This window comes from Cyclobacterium sediminis (assembly GCF_054781075.1).
In genome coordinates this window covers 55,610-71,615 of the sequence record NZ_BAAGVC010000007.1, presented here as the reverse complement: position 1 = coordinate 71,615, position 16,006 = coordinate 55,610, and the positions used below count along the sequence as shown (strand labels likewise).

Genomic DNA, 16,006 nt, shown 5'->3' with positions numbered 1-16,006 from the left:
ATTAATATTGGGATAAGGGTTGTTGTTCAGAGAAGGGTCATTCCCACTTTACATATTTTTGCCAGTTGTGTTCTTCTTTGAAGCCCAACACTTCACGTATTTTTTTATTTGAAAACAAGGCCTCGTGTTCTTCCAGCTCACGAGTAATGGGAACACCCGGAAAAAACCTTTCCGCCAATTCTTTGCTTGGAATCACCGCCCCATTGTGGTCATTTCCAGCATTGAAAACCTGATAACCAAGCCCGTCTTTTTCCAAGCATAAGTCCACAATTTGTCCTAAATCCCTGGCATCAATATAACAGAAGGCGTTCCTTCTGCGCACTTCAGGGTTTTTAAAGTAATGCGGGAACAGCTGCTCATATTCATGGGGTTCTATGACATTTCCTATACGGAGCGCATAAATATCAACGCCTGAACGCCGCTGAAAACTGCGAGCGGTTTTTTCATTCACCACCTTAGACAAGCCATAACTGTCCATGGGATCTACATCATAATCCTCTTCCAACGGCAGGGACTTGGGGTCAGTTGGGCCATCTGAGAAGCAGACACCATAGGTAGTTTCTGAAGAGGCAATGATGATTTTTTTAATGCCAAGTTTTACCGCCGCTTCTATCACATTGTAGGTACCCATGGTATTGACTCGAAACGTCTCATTGTCAGGGTTAATCAGAATTCTGGGAACAGCAGCAAAATGTACTATTGCATCAAATTTTGGCACACCATTTCCCGGCTCCAATTCATCTAAGGCGGCATAGGAACTCATGGCATTGAACATTTGTCCGGAATCTGTAATGTCTGCTATCAGGTTGTCCACCCCGGGATGATCCAAAGGTTTTAAGTCTACATTCATTACCCGATGGCCTTGAGCAAGGAGGTAAGGAACCACGTGTTTTCCTGCTTTGCCGGATCCACCGGTAAAAAAGATTCGCTTTTTAGTCATTTTTGTTATTGTTAATCAATGATATAATTTTTGACAACCAAATATAGTTATGAGATAGGTTTCCTGATTCAATTCAATCCATTTAGTAATTGGGATCGACTATTCAGCGAATAACAGGATTACCTTATCAGTTGCGGAGCTACCGGTTTATTGTGGAGTGATCCTTAAAATTTTGTCTGGTTGGTTGAGTACCACATATAAGGCTCCATCGGGACCAAATTTTAGGTCTCTAACACGGCCATATCCTTTTAAGATCATTTCTTGGTATTCCACTTTATTGCCATCGATGGGTAGTCTTCGCACTTCCTCAAAGGCAAGAGCACCTATAAATAAGTTGTTTTTCCATTCGGGAAAGAGGGGGCTGTTCGAAAATTCAGCCGGAGAAATCGCTATGGATGGATTCCAGTATATAACGGGCTGCAACATTCCTTCCTGATTTGTTTGGTCGGATACAACGCTACCGTCATAGTCTATTCCATAGGTAATATCAGGCCAACCATAATTGCCTCCTTTCTTTAAGATGTTCAATTCATCACCTCCCATAGGGCCATGTTCTGTAAACCAGATGTCACCCGTCTCAGGGTGTTGAGCGATTCCCTGCACATTTCTGTTTCCTCTTGTAAACAATTGAGGCAATGCATCGGCTTGATTAATAAATGGATTGTCATTGGGAACACTTCCATCAGGATTGATGCGGTAGATCTTAGCAACCGGCTTACTCAAATCCTGAGCGTATTCGGCATAACCCATATCACCAATGGAGAAATACAAGAAACCATCCTTGTCAAATAAAAACCTGCATCCCCATCTATTTCCATTTGTAACCAATAGTTTATTAGGTACTTCAAACAATTTTTCTTCGGCTATCCAGTTGTTATTCTTAATTTTACCCCTCACAATTTTAGTCATAGCTGGGGCAGAAGCATCAGTAATTCGCTCAGGTGCATAACTAAAAGCCAAGTAAACCCATCCATTTTCTTTGTATTTAGGATCTATCGCAATATCCATGTAGCCACCGGTTTTAAATTCCTGAGATTGGGGGACTCCTTTAACAGGCTCTTCCAAAGGGGTTCCTTCTACAATCCAGCGAAGCATTCCGCGACGTTCAGATACAAGGGCACTGTCCTTGGATACGAATTCAATGGCCCAAGGAGTTTTGATCGCATCCACTACCCATTCCTCAGTTTGTAAATCATATTTTTCAGATTGGATATGCTGTGGAATGGATCGATCGATATTCGGTTGAATTTCCTGTGCGTCGGAAATATAATCCACCAGAGACCTAATTTGTTCTTTATTTAAAACCTGGTTCCAGGCAATCATTTCTGTTCCGGGAATCCCAAAAGTGATATTTCTTGTCATCAAGCTTCTGCTTCTACCGTATTTCCATGCCGTTTTGATTAGGGAACTGGCTGAATTGCCTTTTAAATTAGCTCCATGACATCCTGCGCAGTAAGTTTTGTACAATTTTCCACTCTCTTGTGCAAATCCACTTAGAGCTAAAAAAGAAAATTGTAGAACCAACAACGCGAGTATTTTGATGACCTTCTTCTTCATTAATTGATCTGTAGGTGACATTATGAATGATGGAATATACTATTTTTGGCTGGTGTATCCAATTTTGGTTTGCAAGGTCCATTCCAACTTTAATTGAAAAAGTTTGAATAGACCCAATTTAACATTCGGGAATATTTACAGAAATTTTGGCCAAACCTCCTTCGGAAGTTTCTTTGTATTTGGATTTCATATCAAGGGCCGTTTCCCACATTACTCGAATAATATTGTCCAAATTCAAGCGTGCAGCAGAAGCGTCGCTATCCAAAGCCATATTTGAGGCTGTAATAGCCTTAATTGCCCCCATGCTATTTCGCTCAATACAGGGAATCTGTACCAAGCCCCCGATGGGATCGCAAGTCATGCCCAAGTGGTGTTCCATGGCGATTTCGGCAGCCTGACACACCTGTTCTTTGGTTCCTCCAAGCGCTTCAGTTAGTGCTCCTGCTGCCATAGAGCTGGATACCCCTATTTCTGCCTGACAGCCACCCATAGCCGCAGAGATCGTTGCCCCTTTTTTATAGAGGGTACCGATCTCTCCGGCAGTGAGAATAAATTTCACTATTTCATCTTCTCCAAAATTCGGGGTAAAACAATGGGCGTACATCATTACTGCAGGAATTACGCCTGAGGCACCGTTGGTAGGGGCAGTAATGATCCTACCAAAAGAAGCATTTTCTTCATTTACGGCCAGAGCAAAAACACTTATCCATTTATTTACGGTATCAAAATCCTTTGGCCCATTTTTAATGGCTTTGATCCAGTCAGCTACCTTATCAAAATTTTGGTCCTGCAAAAACTTTTTGTTCAGGTCGTAAGCTCTTCGCCTTACTTTCAGCCCCCCGGGTAGTATTCCGGATTTATTAACACCTCTAAAAATGCAATTTTTTATTTCCTCCCAAATATAAAGGGCTTGTTTTCTGGTTTCAGCTTTAGTTTGCCAAGCTGTTTCATTGAGCATTACCAGTTCAGAAATGCTGAGATTTAAGCGCTTGCAATTGTCTAAAAGGTCTTTTTGGGAGTGGCATGGGTACTTGCTGGTTATGGGATTTGTTGCCACATGTCCCGTATTTTGTTTCACCACAAACCCTCCCCCTACAGAGAAATATTCCTGAGATATCAAGGAACCATCTTTTAATGTGGCTTCAAATCGCATTCCGTTTGGATGATACTCCAGGCTTTTGCTGTAATCAAAAAGGATGTGTCTTTCATAATTGAAATAGATGGAATGCTTAGCAGAAATGGAGATACTACCTTGACTTTTAATTCCTTCAATCTTTTCACCAATTTTATCAGTGTCAATGGTCTTAAAATCTTCATTTGAGAGGCCAAGAATGACGGCAATATCTGTTCCATGCCCTTTTCCTGTCTTGGCCAGTGAGCCAAAGAGGCTGGTACAAATCTCAGTGACCTTATGAAGCTGATTATTTTTTCTTAAATGGTCTAAAAAAAATAGGGCAGCTCTCCAAGGGCCCATGGTATGTGAGCTGGACGGTCCTATGCCTACCTTTATAATTTCAAAAATACTTATTGACTCCATATTGATTTTGGACCTTACCAATTACAATTAATAATGTCATGTAATTTACGCCTAAGGATCCAATAGGTAAAATTCTTATGGGGTTTTAATTGATTTAACACTCATTGGGTCAAATCATTTATTAATTTTAGCCTAAACAGAAAATTTATCCTTTTTCCAATTCAATGGGTTGGTGGAAATGTAATGTTGAATTCTTTCGAATGAGGCAGAATTCCTGATGATATGGTCGTGAAATCTGGCCTGCCAGGAAAAATTGGCATTTATTAATCGTGCCTGTTTGGTAACAGCAGATTTGTAGGAACGAATAATCGTTGAAATGCTGCCTGGTTTAGGTGATATTTTTGACATTTTTTCATTTATGGGTCTGGTTGGCGCGGTAGATACGTTGCATTGCAACGAATCTATCGGGGTGAATTGATCATGTTTAATCACCAATATACCATGGGTATGATTGGGCATCACAACGAAATTTGCCTATTTAACAAACGGAAAATGTTTGGGTATTTCCATCCAATATTTGTGGGCGATTTGGCCTAATTCATTCAATTGCATCGTAGCATCCACAATTTTCCCAAAAAAATGTCCCCTATTTTTTGTACAGATGGTTATAAAATAGGCACCGTTTTTACGATAATCATAACCGGGTAAACGAATAGATCCTACGCGGTATTTATTTTGGTATTTGTCCATTTTATTTTTGGCAAATTTTTATACAAAGCCTTCCATCTACCCCCTATAGATAGCCCTTGGATAATCTGACATTCTGATATTGTCTTTCTTTAACTCATTCAATGCATTCTTCGCAATCCATTTTGCCGCAGGGCTTTCAATTTCCAGTATTTCTTGGGCTACAAGGATAGCTTTTTTGTTCAGGTCGGGGTTTCTTTTTCCAATATTGCGCAAAGCCCAATTCACAGCTTTTTTCACATAGATTCTTTCATCATTGGCCTCCCGTATCATGATGGGAAAAAAGGATTCAAAAACCGCATTTCCTGACAGTTTATCTGCCATGCAGAAGGCAGCCATAATTGTGAAACCTGCTCTTTTTTCAAACTCAGGTTTCCTTTTTGTCCATTCAAAGACCTTTTCTAGGGCAAAATCACTTTTAGCAAATAAACCCATAGAAAAGCTATCACAAACTTCCCAGTTCTCAAATGTCTTCACCCACTTTTCCATCAATGCTTCGGTAAGGTCCTTGGGTCGAAATATTTTGCTACATAAAATCCGCCCTTCGTAAATACCACTATCAAAAAGCTGCAAGCCAAGTTCATTGTCCTTTCCGATATCCCTGGCTATCTTTTTTAATTCAGCATGGTAAATCCCCAAAGAATTATTAGAGACTATCCCAAATTTCTTTTTCTTAAAAATGACTTTCTCTGGATTTTGAAGCGCATAAAGCCGGTCCACGATTTCCTTGTAAGTCACTGGTTTTTATATTTTTAAATTGATATTATCCGCCTAAATCCTAAATTTCACCCCAAAATTCTAAAGCATTAATAATTAACAATTAACCATTAACACTTAACAACTAACCAACAATAATTAACAATTATTCATTAATAATTATCATGAATAAAATAAAGCAATTTTTGTAACTCCTTCTTTTGCACGCTTGAACTCCCGGTGTAATTGTTGAAAAAAGTGCTGAAAAGCAGGGTTTGGCCACTTTTGGTAAGGAGAAAGCCACTGAGAGCAGTGCTCATTGCCAGGGTGCCGGTTTTGGCGTAAATGTATGCGGGCTGACCGGGGTCTGCAGGGTACCAGTTGCGGATGGTGCCGGATTCTCCACCCGCCGGGAAGTAGGCTTTGATTTTTTCCATAGGCACTTCAGTATGGATTTTATGCAGCAACTTTATGACTGACCGAGGGGTAAACATATTCTGTGGAGAAAGACCTGACCCATCCACCCATTGGGGCTCATCAGGAAGATCTGCCAAATAATGTTCCTTTGCATAGGAGATGCCCCCTCGGATATTGATTGAATCCAAGACCGCATCAGAGACAAGAACCATCAGCTGTTCTGCTAAAAAGTTGTCACTGATTTTCATCATTTGGGCATACAAACTGTCCGCCTTTACAGTAGGCAATTTTTCATGTGAGGATTTGGAGTAATTCGTATCTTTTATGAGTGTAATTTGCTTTCCTACTGCTTCCTGAAGGAGATTTCTGGTCAAATTTGCAGAGGTAATAAATGGTTTATCAGTCGCAAAGGCCAAGCTGTCCTTTTCTTTATTTATGGCATATTCATAAGTGTTTTTCTCAAAGTCCCTTTGAATAAAATAGTTGCCGGAATGGGTTTGTGAGGAAGGCATTAGGGGTAAAAGCACTGATTTTGGATAGGGCTTTGCTTCCGCTAACTCAGCTTTTTTAGAATAGCGCAAAACATTTCCATAAATGGGCATGGCGGATCTTTCGGCAGCAAAATAGTAAGGAAACCAATTCCAAGACCATCCGGGCCCATAGCTGGAAAGCCGCTCAAAATTATTTACCATAAACAACTTCTTGTCTGCATTTTTAAGAAAATTGATGGCAGTACTGTCTTTAAAGTCAGGGTGCAAAAGTGAGGGGTCTCCCGTTCCCCAGAAAATAAGAGAATCTCCTTGGTAGGTATAGTTTAGCCCATTGATATACCCATCACCCAAGGCCTTGTAACTGGAATAAAAGGTAAATATTTTGGTATTGGAGGCTGGGATAAAGTATTTGGCCTCGTTTAATTTTACAAGTGTTTTGTCCTTCACCGGATCATATAGCATAAAGCCCATGTGACCTTTTTCAAACACATCAGAGGTACGCACCGTTTTATTGATTTTTTGGACGGTGCAGGAGAAGAAGAACAAGAAGCACAACCATTTACAGTTTTTCATAGGAAAAGTCTTTGCGGAATACATTTCGATTTGGCTGTTAAGCCTTAGGAAAAGTAATATTTTCTAGCCAATCTAGGAAGTGATTTTGGTATTTACTGGTCAATGATGGGGGTAAGGTTATTGTTCAATTTTTCTACCAATTTTCCCTCAGGTGATATTGGTGGTATTGTTGTTTTTTTGCAGCAAAACTGACAAAATCTTGGGTATAATGTTCAATAAATAAGCGGTTTCACCCTTGGCTATAAATATATCGCCCATACTGGGCTGAAAATTTGAATATAAAAGCCCCTCTATTTTAAAATAGAGGGGCTGGAATTTTTATTCGTCCCACCAGATTCTATCTAGTAGGGTGACATCAGGCACGTTACTGCCATTCCTACTCACTTCATTGTCTGGATAGGCCAGTCTTCTGATATACTGTCCATTGAGATTACCATTCAAGTTTTCAGGCAAAGTCATGTCCTTGTATCCATAATCAAACCTTCTGGCATCATTCCAGGTTTCAGGGTGGAGAAAAAGAGCTACCCATTTTTCTTTCATGATGTCATCCAGTGTAAGTGATGCTGCTCCCATGCTCACTTCCGGGCTATTGAGGTAAGCCATTTTATCATCATCGCTTACTTCTAGCATGTCCATATGGGCTTCAATTCCTTCAAGGTAAGCGCTGTAGGCTGCCTGGGGATCGGAGTCCAAAGCTACTTCAGCCTCAATAAACTTTTGTTCAGCATAGGTTGCGATTAAAAGTGGAGACTGTTCAGAGGTATAATATTGACCGGGGATCAAGGTGGATCTGGCACCTTGCTCAGGTGCATTTCCTCTGCCAGCTCCATTGGTTACTCCTACGTATTCTCCATCATCCGTAGCACCAATCATCAATGACATCCGTGGATCAACTACTTCATAGGATGTTCCATCCAATGTTTCTATAAACTGAGTAGATATCCAACCGCCTAAAAGCAAATTTTCATTGTTTATGGCTACTTGTGCCCAAGGATTGAATCGCTGTTCAAAGAAGATCACCGTGGCGTCATCGTCATTACTCGTCATGCCACTAGCCAAAGCGGTCAAAATAGCTTGGGGATCATAGGTAGTTGTCCCTTTTGTATGCAACATAAACCTGGCTTTAAGCATATTGCCGAATTTTATCCAAGAAGAAACGTCTCCATTAAAGATAAAGTCGTCATCTCCCAATGAAATAGAGGTAGTACCGGAGAGGTTTTGGATGCCTCGATCGAGTAAGCTGAATACTTCAGAATACAAGGCTTCATCGTCATCATAAGTAGGAGTAACAGAACTAAAATCAAAACCCTCAGAGTATGGAACGTCTCCAAATACATCCACAGTCATTCCCAGGTTTAATGCCATCAGGATTTGTCCGGCCCCAAGGTAGTGTCCGGCATCTTCTTCTTCGGCCTTTTGCATCAGATCTGTCAAATCGGTCATTACGTTGAATAAATCAAACCAAAGACCGCTATAATTACTTGCCTCCATTATATCAGAAGCACCTGCCGGATTTGGGGAGGCAAGGTATTGGACGTAGTTGGAGGTGATGCTACCAATGGCCTGCACATTGAGAGAGGTCTCATAGGTGGCATTGGTCATCAGCCCGGATATTGGTGCATCTTGTGGGTTGTTAGGATTTTCATTAACATCGAGAAAGTTCTCGCATGAGCTTAACGCTAAAAAAAGCATCAGGCCAAATATAGTATATATCGCTTTCATAGTTGCAGTTTTTATAGTCCAAGGTTCAGGTTAAAGAAAAAGCTCTGTACACCGGGATAACCCAGCCCTGTGAAACCAACAGCATTGCCACCAGCACCTGCAGAGAAGGATTCCGGATCAAATCCATCCCAAGGGGTATAAAGAATGATATTATTGGCAGCAACAGAAACCCGAGCAGTCCTAAAGGGAGTGTTTTCCAGCAAGTTCGAGTTTAAATTATAGGCTAGTGTGATGTTTCGTAATTTGATAAAACTGGCATCGCTCACAAAGTTCTCACTAGTAGTTCGGTAATAGTTTCTCCAATAGCCGGCGCCATAATTGACTCCATCCGGACCCTCGCCTTGGCCCAGCCATACTTCTTTGGTGTTGGTAGATCCATCTGCCAACACACCTTCAAAAACCCTAAAATCTTCACGTGCTTCAGTAAATTCATTTTTACCAAATGCGGAAAGGAAATTTGCGTACTGATTGTATTGTTCCAATCCGGTTCTGAAGTCGATTAGGAAGGACAATTCAAAGTCTTTATAGGTGAAATCATTTCTAATGCCACCAATCCATTTTGGCACGGCGTTACCCAAAATAAGTTGGTTTCCTGTTCTCACCGGAAAACCATTGGTACCAATTATTATTGGAAGGCTGCGGTCTAGGAATAAATTGTCAGGGTCAGCCCCTAATCTTTCGTAAGAGCTTCCAAAGATATTTCCATAGGCCTCTCCTTCAAGCAATTTCATCGTAACTGTTGATCCTGAATAACCAAATTGGCTTCCCACAACAATCTCATCAATACCTTCTCGGATGCTCTTTATTTCATTATTATTGATGGACAAATTTGCGCTGATGTTCCAGGTAAAGTCATTGGTTGTTATAGGGCTTCCCCCTAAAATAAACTCAAACCCACTGTTTTGAATTTCCCCTGCATTGGTGATATACGAAGAAAAGCCTGTGGCATCCGATACAGGAACAGGGATAATTTGATCCTTCGCGTTGGACTTATAATAGGTTACATCAAAGTTTGCCCTGTTGTCTAAAAAGGCTGTTTGTAAGCCAAATTCGATGGATGTGGTTTGTTCAGGCTTTAAGGCCAAATCTCCATAGACCGAATTTCTGGTAAAACCCACCTGACCATTCAAAGGAAAAATAGAAGGAGAAACATAGGTGGCACCCAAAATATGCGGATCTGTATCTTTACCTACCTGGGCCCATGAAGCTCTCAATTTACCAAAGGTGAACCAGGAGGGTAAGGCTATATTTTCACTAAACACATAACCCAAATTAAAAGATGAATAGAAAAAGGAATTATTGTCCTTAGGTAAGGTAGAAGAGATATCATTTCTACCTGTAATATTTAGGAAAAGGTAGTTATTATAGTCTACCATCAGGTCTCCATAAAAACCTACCAGCCTTCTGATACTCTTGCCTTGACTGGCAAAAATTTGGGAAGCGGCACTTAAATTGTAAAACTCCGGAATCACAAAATTCTCTCCCCGAGCGGTCACCCTGTCATATTTACGCTCAAAAATATCATTTCCTAACCTCAAGCTGGTATTCAATGATGTACTAAATTCTTTTTTTAGGGTAATGTAGAAATTGGAAGTAAGGTCTCTGCTGTTGATCCTGGTCTCTTCTAAATATCCGGTAGAGCTTAGCGGAACTTCTCCATCAATGCCTTTTGGTCCGGGTGTAATTTCTGTCCGTTGATCACTGTAGAAGTCATTTCCTAGTCGATAAGAAAAAGACAACCAGTCCGTAGGCATGTAATTTAGGTTAATGTTTCCAATTACCCGGTTTACATTGTCTTCATAGGTAGCAAAACGCGCATCATAGATTGGGTTGGTATTGGAATAGGTTCTCATGGTACCATCCTCATTGATATAATCTCGTACATCGGTCGTTTCAGACCAATACATCATCCGTTCCATAAAACGATCATGAGGTACCCTATTACCTCCGGAGTTGCTATAATTGACAGATCCTGAGAAATTAAACTTTTCAGAAACCTTTACACTTCCGGATAGTTTGGCAGTGGTTCTTCCCCAAGTAGAAAAAGGTATGATTCCCTCTTGTTTTAAATTACCGAAGGAGCCGTAGAAGGTAGCTTTTTCATTGCCTCCCGAAATACTTATATTATTATCTATTTGCACTCCTGTGTTAAAAGCCCTGTTCCAGTTGTCTTGATATTTGTGGTCAGAAACAGTTTGCTGCACCTCTGAAATAGGAGCTCCCCATGAAGGCCAGAAACTACTGGGTTGGTACACTCCACTAAAACCTTGTCCATATTCGTCTTGTAACTTTGGTAGCTGGTTCAAAGTTTCAAAACCAACAGAACCGTTGTAATTAACCCTCACTTCACCTTCTTTGCCTTTCTTTGTAGTGACAATTACAGCACCATTGGCTGCTCTCACTCCATACAAAGCGGTAGCCGCTGCCCCTTTCAATACAGAAATTGAAGCGACATCATTGGGATTGAGGTCTGCCATTCTATTGGATAGCCCCCTGGGGGTACCTGTTGATTCTATGGTAGAGTTATCCACCGGCACTCCATCCACTACAAAAAGCGGTTGGTTATTGGCTCCAGGATCTAGTGAATTAATTCCTCTGATGATGATTCGTGCAGATTGACCGGGAGCACCACCTGAATTGGTTATCTGTACCCCTGCAGCCTGCCCTTGAAGTGAACTTACAAGATTGGGTTGTTTTACCTTGGTAATGGCTTCGGCATCAATATTTTGAGCAGAATAACCCAGTGATTTTTTCTCCTGTGAAATACCAAATGCCGTTACAATGAATTCATCCAAGCCCTTTGCTTCGGATTCCATAACCACGTTTAGGGTCTTCTGCGTACCCACAGTAATAGATTGTGAGGCATAGCCAATATAGGAGAAAACCAATACGGTGTTCTGATTCGGTACATTGATGCTAAAGTTGCCATTGATATCAGAAACTGTACCTGTTCCTGTGCCCTCGGCAACAATGCTGACACCCGGAAGCCCTGCAGGGTCTTCCGCCGCAGTTACCTTTCCTTGAATGTTAATTTGTTGGGCCACAAGTGTCCCATTTAACATCAGAAAAAGTACCGTTAATAAATAGTAGGTAGAATTTTTCTTCATAGAATTAATAGATTTAATTGACAAAAATTATACAATTCAAATATTCCTAAGTTTTTATCCAAAAGGTAGAGTTTCGCTAATATATTTAAAGAAATAGCCTAATTTTTTACCCATATTGGGCTTATTTACTTAAGGATTCTACTTTTAGGGCTTTTTGAAATCATAAATTACCAATTAAGTTAGTTATAATAATTTAAAATCTTTGCAAAAGACAAAATATTTACTGAAAAATTAAGCTTGTAAAAGTAGGTTAACAATTATACAAAAAAGGGGTAGTACCCAATCTTAAAACCGTCGATTACCCTTCTAAAACGCCAAACCTAATCTCTCTCCTAATAAAATTGATATATTTGAATATGAAGGAAAATAAAAAAGTCAGCCATATCAATACCCTAGAATTAATTGACCCTGAAAATTTAGATGAAAGGCAAGGGAAATTAATTGACCTGGCCCTCAAGGCGACAGAAAATGCGCATGCACCTTATTCTAATTTCCGGGTAGGTGCAGCTGTGATTTTAGCGGATGGACAGACATTTTGGGCAAATAATCAGGAGAATATTTGCTATCCTGCAGGTATTTGTGCCGAGAGGGTTTTATTAACCTATACCCATGCCAACTTCCCTAAGCTAAAACCGTTAACAGTTGCAATAGCAGCCATGAAAGCCGACAATACAGGTTTGGCTACCGTTACGCCTTGCGGGTTGTGCAGGCAGACCATTAGCGAATATGAAATGAAATTCCGCAGCCAAATAGAACTGTTGATGCTACAGGCTGACGGGAGTGTATTGAAAGCCACGGGGATAGACCAGTTGTTGCCCAACAAACTTGAAAATTTAAACGAATAATGGTTCAAAAAGAGCTACAATTTCAAGCGAAACATACTTTTTCACTTAGCCATGCGTCTACAGGAGATGAAAACACTATCTGGATTGTTTTTCATGGATATGGCCAACTGCCTAAATTTTTTCTAAGGAAGTTTAATTCTTTTTTTGAGGAAAAGACCTTAATAGTGGCTCCTGAGGGACTCAACCACTTTTACCTTGAAGGCTTTTCGGGAAGAGTTGGGGCCAATTGGATGACCAAACACGAGCGCGAAATTGATATCACCAATAGCAATGCCTACCTCAATGCTATGATGAAAGAACTGCTCAACAAATATAAAAAAATACCTGAAATAAATGTGTTGGGATTTTCTCAGGGAGCTGCCACCATGAGCCGATGGATCTGCCAATCAAATCTTAAACCAACCAAAGTAGTTTTTTGGGCCGGAGCTCCGGCCTATGATTTGGATACTGCAATAATGGTTGAGAGGCTTAACAAAAGTCAGGTCATTTTGGCATTGGGTGACAATGACCCTTTCTTGCAATCCCAAATTTACTCCCAAGTAGAAAATCGGCTTTCAGAGGCTGGTTTTGCCAACTTTAAAGAACTTAGGTACAGTGGAGGCCATGAAATAGACTCGGGATTGCTCAAAGAAATATTTTTGATGTAATTTTGCCCCATGAGGATTTTGTACAACTTGGGAATGATTTTGCTTGATGGGCTGATGAAGATTGGCAGCAAAAGATCAGCGAAGCTCAAACTAGCCGTCGATGGAAGAAAAAACACCTTTGAAGCGGTAAAATCATTTCGGAAAGCAAACCCGAGCCCTTTGGCTTGGTTTCATGTGGCCTCTCTTGGAGAATTTCTTCAGGCAAAACCGGTAATTGCCGCATTTAAAAAAGAATATCCATTATGGGGTGTTGCAGTAACTTTTTTTAGTCCTTCGGGCTATGAACAAGCCATTAGAAAGAAGCAAGAGTGGGTTGATTTTATGTGCTACTTGCCCATAGATTCGCCAAATAATGCTGACCGATTTGTAGACTTTCTCTCACCTGATATGGTGTTTTTTGTTAAATATGACCTGTGGGCCAATACAATTTTAGCAATCAAAAAAAGAAAAATACCCCTCTATTTGGTAGCTGCTTCTTTTAGAAAGGAACAAGTCTATTTTTCTTGGTATGGTAAGTTCTTCAAGGATATTTTGCTCCGCTTTGATCATATATTTGTTCAAAATCAAGCCACTAAAAAACTACTTAATCATGTGGGCGTTAAAAATATTAGCATTACGGGGGATCCTCGCTTTGACAATGTATACAATACCAGCCTATCTCCTAAATTATTTCCTGAAATTGAGCAGGGGATTGTTCAAAAGGTAATGGTTTTGGGTAGTGTATGGCAGGAGGACATGAATAACTTGATTCCTTTTATCAATCAATCCAAGGACATACAGTTTATTGTTGCTCCTCATGATATAGATATAGAAATCATTGAGAATTGGCAAAAGGCCATTACCTTGCCTTCGGTAAAGTACTCAGAGTTCAAAAACCAGAAGCAGCCACAAGCTTGGAAGGTTCTGGTCATAGACAATATCGGGATGTTGTCTTCCTTGTATCAATTTGCCCACTGGGCATATATAGGTGGGGCAATGGGTAAGGGGCTACACAATATTCTAGAACCTTTGGCTTTTGGAATTCCCGTATTGCACGGGCCATTGAAAAAAGTTTCCAAATTTCCGGAAGCCGGTATAAGCCGGCAATACGGCTGTGGCTTTCCTGTGAAAGATGAGTCAGAAATCATATCCGTAATAGCCAAACTTAGTCAAGAGGCAGATTATGAAAAAGCTTGCATGGCTGCCAAAGAACTGGTAGGCGATAACTTAGGAAGTGCTGATAATACAATGGCAATCATTAAGAAGGAAAGATGAAAGGAAGGGTGATCAAAACGACAGGGTCCTGGTATGAGGTTAAGGTGGGTGAAAAACTGATCAAAGCCCGGCTTAGGGGGAAGTTCAAGCAGGATAACCTCAAATTGACCAACCCCATAGCGGTGGGGGATTATGTGATGCTGGAGAATGAAAAAAACCAGTCAACGGCTGTGATTTCCGATATTCTTCCCAGGGACAATTATATCATTCGGAAATCTACCAGGAAGCAGCATTTTTCCCATATTTTGGCGTCCAATATTGACCAGGCTTATCTAATGGTAACGGTGAGGTCACCTCGTACTTCACTTGGTTTTATTGATCGGTTTTTGGTCAGTGCGGAGAGTTTTAGGATCCCAAGCACCATTCTTATCAATAAGGTAGAAACCTTGACCAAACAAAAAGACCTGGATTTCAAACAGGAATTGCACGATATTTATGCGCCATTAGGTTACCCTGTTGTGGAATTGTCTGCCTTGCATGATGAGGACTTGATGCAGAAATTTAAACCCGGTCTAGAGGGGAAAACTACTTTATTGGCTGGCCATTCCGGTGTTGGAAAGTCTACCTTGCTCAATAGGCTTATCCCCAACGCAACACAGGCCACTCAGGAGGTGTCTAAGTTTTCTTCCAAGGGAGTGCATACCACCACCTTTGCAGAAATGTTTCCTTTTGGTGAAGATGGTTATTTTATCGATACCCCCGGTATCAAAGAATTTGGTATTTTGGACATTGAAGATCATGAGTTGTCCCATTACTTTGTGGAGCTAAGAAAATACTTGGGACAATGCAAATACAACAATTGCAAGCATATTAATGAACCGGGATGTAAAGTTCTGGAAGTGTTAGAACAAGGCTATATTCACCCTTATCGCTATGAGAACTATCTCAAAATAATGAGTGAGGAGGATAGTCATAGATAAAGGTAAATCAACAGTATTTATCAGGATTTTGGCAAAGCAAAGTTCACTCATTGCTTTGAAAGCAGAGGCAATTCGGTTACTTTCATTTAAATTTTGACAAAAGAAATGACGCAAAAAGCAAAAATATTGGTGTTGAACCACCACCAAATTCAACAAAAGATCACACGCATAGCTTTTGAGATATATGAAAGGAATGCGGGGGAAAAACAATTGACCATAGCAGGACTTACCGGGATGGGTTATGTTTTCGCAGAATTAATGGTGAAGAAATTAAAGGAAATCGCACCATTTGATCTTCAGTTGATTAAAATAGAACTTGACAAGGCCAACCCTATACTAGAAGAGGTTATTCTTTCAGCACATGAACCTCTGAATGGGAAGTCCATTATCCTAGTAGACGATGTATTGAATACAGGTAAAACCCTGGCCTTTGCCATGGTTCCTTTTCTTGAACAAGAAGTAAAAAAAATGGAAGTTTTGGTTTTGGTCAATAGAAGCCACAAGCTTTTCCCGGTTGCTCCGGATTATACCGGCTATGAATTGGCCACCACCTTGAGTGAGCACATTACTGTCAACTTAGACCCAGAAGATTCCACCGTTCATTTACACTAAT

The 16,006-nt window shown here is 40.5% G+C and carries 14 protein-coding genes; 5 read left to right on the top strand and 9 right to left on the bottom strand.

Going from position 1 to position 16,006, the window contains the following annotated elements; translation table 11 throughout:
• Nucleotides 1-37: 37 nt before the first annotated feature.
• The 9 genes from ACYVHJ_RS08870 to ACYVHJ_RS08830 form a co-directional block, all read right to left on the bottom strand.
• Nucleotides 38-940, bottom strand: coding sequence for an NAD-dependent epimerase/dehydratase family protein (locus tag ACYVHJ_RS08870; protein ID WP_460514176.1), 903 nt, complete (start codon nucleotides 938-940; stop codon nucleotides 38-40).
• A gap of 147 nt (nucleotides 941-1,087) precedes the next feature.
• Nucleotides 1,088-2,497 (bottom strand): PQQ-dependent sugar dehydrogenase, encoded by a 1,410-nt coding sequence (locus ACYVHJ_RS08865; protein WP_460514175.1) that lies wholly within the window; start codon nucleotides 2,495-2,497, stop codon nucleotides 1,088-1,090.
• Between the two features lie 118 nt (nucleotides 2,498-2,615).
• Nucleotides 2,616-4,034 carry a serine dehydratase alpha family protein gene (locus ACYVHJ_RS08860; protein WP_460514174.1) on the bottom strand — a complete coding sequence of 473 codons (1,419 nt, stop codon included), beginning with the start codon at nucleotides 4,032-4,034 and terminating at the stop codon, nucleotides 2,616-2,618.
• A gap of 132 nt (nucleotides 4,035-4,166) precedes the next feature.
• On the bottom strand, nucleotides 4,167-4,382 hold the full coding sequence (locus ACYVHJ_RS08855; protein WP_460514173.1) for a transposase: 216 nt from the start codon (nucleotides 4,380-4,382) through the stop codon (nucleotides 4,167-4,169).
• 126 nt (nucleotides 4,383-4,508) lie between these two features.
• Nucleotides 4,509-4,724, bottom strand: coding sequence for a hypothetical protein (locus tag ACYVHJ_RS08850; RefSeq protein WP_460514172.1), 216 nt, complete (start codon nucleotides 4,722-4,724; stop codon nucleotides 4,509-4,511).
• 36 nt (nucleotides 4,725-4,760) lie between these two features.
• The gene (locus ACYVHJ_RS08845) at nucleotides 4,761-5,459 is read right to left on the bottom strand and encodes a DNA alkylation repair protein (RefSeq protein ID WP_460514171.1); all 699 of its coding nucleotides are present in this window, start codon (nucleotides 5,457-5,459) and stop codon (nucleotides 4,761-4,763) included.
• Nucleotides 5,460-5,590: 131 nt separating this feature from the next.
• Nucleotides 5,591-6,898: a D-alanyl-D-alanine carboxypeptidase gene (locus tag ACYVHJ_RS08840; RefSeq protein ID WP_460514170.1), complete on the bottom strand. Its 1,308-nt coding sequence runs from the start codon at nucleotides 6,896-6,898 to the stop codon at nucleotides 5,591-5,593.
• A gap of 318 nt (nucleotides 6,899-7,216) precedes the next feature.
• A complete protein-coding gene (locus tag ACYVHJ_RS08835) occupies nucleotides 7,217-8,620 on the bottom strand; it encodes a RagB/SusD family nutrient uptake outer membrane protein (RefSeq protein ID WP_460514169.1) in 1,404 nt (467 codons plus the stop codon).
• Nucleotides 8,621-8,631: 11 nt separating this feature from the next.
• The gene (locus ACYVHJ_RS08830) at nucleotides 8,632-11,727 is read right to left on the bottom strand and encodes a SusC/RagA family TonB-linked outer membrane protein (protein WP_460514168.1); all 3,096 of its coding nucleotides are present in this window, start codon (nucleotides 11,725-11,727) and stop codon (nucleotides 8,632-8,634) included.
• A gap of 356 nt (nucleotides 11,728-12,083) precedes the next feature.
• On the opposite strand from ACYVHJ_RS08830, the gene ACYVHJ_RS08825 reads away from it, so the two are divergent.
• The 5 genes from ACYVHJ_RS08825 (at nucleotide 12,084) to ACYVHJ_RS08805 (ending at nucleotide 16,005) form a co-directional block, all read left to right on the top strand.
• Nucleotides 12,084-12,572, top strand: a complete 489-nt coding sequence (locus ACYVHJ_RS08825; protein ID WP_460514167.1) for a cytidine deaminase family protein — start codon at nucleotides 12,084-12,086, stop codon at nucleotides 12,570-12,572.
• Nucleotides 12,572-13,219: an alpha/beta hydrolase gene (locus ACYVHJ_RS08820; protein WP_460514166.1), complete on the top strand. Its 648-nt coding sequence runs from the start codon at nucleotides 12,572-12,574 to the stop codon at nucleotides 13,217-13,219. The genes ACYVHJ_RS08825 and ACYVHJ_RS08820 overlap by 1 nt, the downstream gene beginning before the upstream one ends.
• A gap of 9 nt (nucleotides 13,220-13,228) precedes the next feature.
• Nucleotides 13,229-14,473 (top strand): 3-deoxy-D-manno-octulosonic acid transferase, encoded by a 1,245-nt coding sequence (locus ACYVHJ_RS08815; protein ID WP_460514165.1) that lies wholly within the window; start codon nucleotides 13,229-13,231, stop codon nucleotides 14,471-14,473.
• Nucleotides 14,470-15,393, top strand: coding sequence for a ribosome small subunit-dependent GTPase A (rsgA, locus tag ACYVHJ_RS08810; protein ID WP_339904680.1), 924 nt, complete (start codon nucleotides 14,470-14,472; stop codon nucleotides 15,391-15,393). The genes ACYVHJ_RS08815 and rsgA overlap by 4 nt, the downstream gene beginning before the upstream one ends.
• Before the next feature lie 105 nt (nucleotides 15,394-15,498).
• On the top strand, nucleotides 15,499-16,005 hold the full coding sequence (locus tag ACYVHJ_RS08805; RefSeq protein WP_339904682.1) for a phosphoribosyltransferase family protein: 507 nt from the start codon (nucleotides 15,499-15,501) through the stop codon (nucleotides 16,003-16,005).
• Nucleotide 16,006 lies beyond the last annotated feature (1 nt).